General features: G+C 64.3%; 2 protein-coding genes and 1 pseudogene. All 3 read right to left on the reverse strand.

Annotated features, from left to right (window positions below; translation table 11 throughout):
• A partial coding sequence (locus DM374_RS32265; protein WP_318531825.1) for a T6SS effector BTH_I2691 family protein occupies nt 1-1,746 on the reverse strand: 1,746 nt, incomplete at its 3' end.
• Nucleotides 1,743-2,687: a hypothetical protein gene (locus DM374_RS32270; RefSeq protein WP_110973507.1), complete on the reverse strand. Its 945-nt coding sequence runs from the start codon at nt 2,685-2,687 to the stop codon at nt 1,743-1,745. The genes DM374_RS32270 and DM374_RS32265, both read right to left, overlap by 4 nt.
• Nucleotides 2,684-2,906, reverse strand: a pseudogene (locus DM374_RS32275) (hypothetical protein); the annotation flags it as partial. The gene DM374_RS32270 and the pseudogene DM374_RS32275, both read right to left, overlap by 4 nt.

The following is a 2,906-nucleotide window of genomic DNA, read 5'->3' on the forward strand; positions in this document are numbered from 1 at the left end:
GAACTGCTGGTCAAGCCGGGCCATGAAGCGATCGGTGCTTTCCTGGAGCACCTCGTTGAGCAGCGAAAGGTATTCGCCCACCTTGAGGGACACGGTGATCCGCGTGACCTCCACACCGTAGTAGCGCAACAGGGCCCCGCGGTGCAGGTACCCGAGCAATGCCCGGGTGTTCTCCGACAGCTGGTTGCCGAGGCGACTGCTGGCCGTCGCTCCAGCGGACAGCAGTTGGCCGATGGCGTCCTGTACGGGCCCCGTCATGAGGTCCTTGGCTTGCTGGGTGGTGATGAAGGTCTTGATGCCGTGATAGACCCGGGTGAACTCGTCACCCGCAAGGGCATCGTGCAGTTCCCCGAACAGCGGCCTGTTCCTCGCGGTCAGGGCCTGGTAGAGCAGGCTGTCGCGGTTCTCCAGCAGGGTTTTCCAGAGGCGAAGGGTAGGGCCCGGTGGGCCGTCCACGCTGCGTTCGGTCGGGCCACCGGCCAGGCAGGTCTGCATCATGCGGATGAACAGCGCTGTCGAGCGCTGGTCGGTAACGCTGTAATCATGCAGGGCCGCCCGTTGATAGGCCGCGCCCTGGTACTGGCGTTCGTAGTGTTCGGCGACGTCGTCGATGACTCGTTGCCAGCCGGTGAGCGTGTGCTGGTAGCCCGCTTCGAACGTCGCACGGGCCTGCTCGTCGTAGCGTTCTTCCAGCCGCTGCCTGGCCTTCGCTTGCGACATCGAAGCCACACGCGCGGTTTGCGCCTCGATATCGAGCATCGGCAGGTTCGGATTGAGCACCGGATTTTTGTTTTGCTCGCGTCGCCACCTGTCTTCGTCCTCCGCGCGCTTCTGCGCCTTGAGTCTCGCCATTTCGGACTGATGCCCACGAATCGCGAGCAAGGCCTGGGAGGTGAAATACTCGAAGCTGCGCTGCGGTTCGGCACACCATTGCTGCATGGCCTGGTGGCGAAGCAGGCGCTGGGCATTGAGCTCCTGGACCACGCCAATGGGGTCAGGCAGCACCAGGGCCAGTACGCCGTTGGCGAGTTCGTGCTCCTGGATGATGTTGCGCAGATGCCCCTTCAAAGCGCGCAAGCGGTGCTGGCGGCCGTAGAAGCCATGCACGCTGCGGAAATCGCCAGGGATGTTTTGTGCATATTCGAGCACCTGCTGCAGCTGCGGGTCGTTTTCGCTCATGGCGATGCCGACGCTGGCGGGGTCGTTGCGAGCGGCCTTCAGGTCGAGTCGGTGGAAGCGCTCGTCGAGGTTCACGCCGTCGACCGTGCCGCCGCGCAGGTAGCTATCCAGAACCGCCTTGGGCCAGGGATCGTTGGCGATGGCCAGCCAGGCGGTGGAGTACTTGCGGGTGTCGATGTTGATGAAGGCGGCAGGCATGTCGTGATCCTCCCGGATGCAGGCCTCGCACAGCGGGCGCGGCTCTTCGCGCGGCATCTGGTAAGGACGGAACTGGCTCAGCGCCCCTTCGGGCGAAATCTCGTAGGCCTGCCACTCCCGCTGGTCGAGCAGTACATACAGATACCCCTGGCGCAGGATGCGCGGCTGATCGAGGCGCATGGGCACGGCCTCGACTTTGGAGCCGCGGGTCAAGGGCAGCAAGCGGGTGTGCCAGGGCTGCGGGGCATAGGCGGCGCGCAGGGGCAGGATGGGCAAGCCGCTGCGTTGGCAGGTGGCACAGAGGTCGATGGGTACCGGGCAGGTCTCGCCGGTGGCGATGTCGGAAACGACACTGAAGCTGATTGTCATGAATAGTCCTTCGCACGGGGCAGGTCAGTGAAGGTGCGTTTCCAGAGGGCTTCGCTGTAGTTGCTGGCGAAGTGGCTTTGCAGGTCCAGCGCACCTTTTCCGGCCTTGGCGATGAGCGCCTGGATTTCCGGGTGTCGCAGCAGAAGCGGGTGGATGAACACCTGGTGCAGGCAGAGCGCGGTGATGTCGCGGTGATCACGAAGCCCGAATGCATAGGCATCGCGAACCAGGCGCAAAGCATGGAGGGCGGCCTTGGGTGGCAGGAGGGTGTCGCCCGTCCAGCGCCACGGAGCGAAGCCGACAGGGCGTTGCAGGAGACGCTGCCAGGTGCCGAGGAAGCTGTTGATCAGCGGTGCCCACTGCTGGGCTTGTCGGGCCGCTTCCGGCAGTACGACCTCGAAGGGGTTGTCGGAGCCGCGCAACACGGTATGAACGCCCCAGCTGAGCGGGCATAACCAGAAACGAATGGGGTTCAGCAGCCCGGATCTCTCGCTGGCCGCCGTGGCGCTCAACAATTCCAGTCTCAGTGGCTCGAACCAGGGAGTGGGGCGTCCGGCCTCGCTTGCAGTGCTATGGCAACCGGCCACGATCCGGCTGGCGATGACATCGAGCGGTTGCGGACTGAGGAGCCAGCCGCAGATATAGCGCTTGTGATAGCCAGGGTCCTTCGCTGCGCGTTCGGCACTCCACTCCAGAAGGTGCTGCGCCGGCGCTTCACCGGGTTTCGCCAATTGAACCAGCGCGGGACAGGCGTCGGGAGCGTGGGCCAGGTCCGGGCGCAATACGCGCATGACCGCAGCATCGCCCAGCGACTGGACCAGGGACGGCACACTGAGCGGATGCTCCGGCGCACATTCGGCCAGGCCGTCCAGTAGCAGATACAGGTAATCGTCCGGCTTGCGGTATTGCTCGAGGAAGTACGTGACAGACCCTGTGCTCATTTGATTTTCCTTTCACACGTGGCTTGTGCGCCCTCCACCACGTTGCTGGCCTGCGACAGGCCGTTGCCGCTGCCTCCGCCGGTCTTGGTCGCCGGTCCGTTGAGCGTGAGCGCGATCCCATCCAGCGTGATGCCCGCACTGTCGATATGCAGCGTGCCGCCGGGGCCCTTGATGATCACGGCTTCGGACGCATGGATTTCATACACCTGGGTGTGGTGG

It is taken from the genome of Pseudomonas huaxiensis (assembly GCF_003231275.1).
Lineage (GTDB): Bacteria > Pseudomonadota > Gammaproteobacteria > Pseudomonadales > Pseudomonadaceae > Aquipseudomonas > Aquipseudomonas huaxiensis.

Coding starts and splice junctions, on each gene's coding strand:
- DM374_RS32270 (WP_110973507.1), bottom strand. CDS start 2,687: ATGAGCACAGGGTCTGTCACGTACTTCCTCGAGCAATACCGCAAGCCG.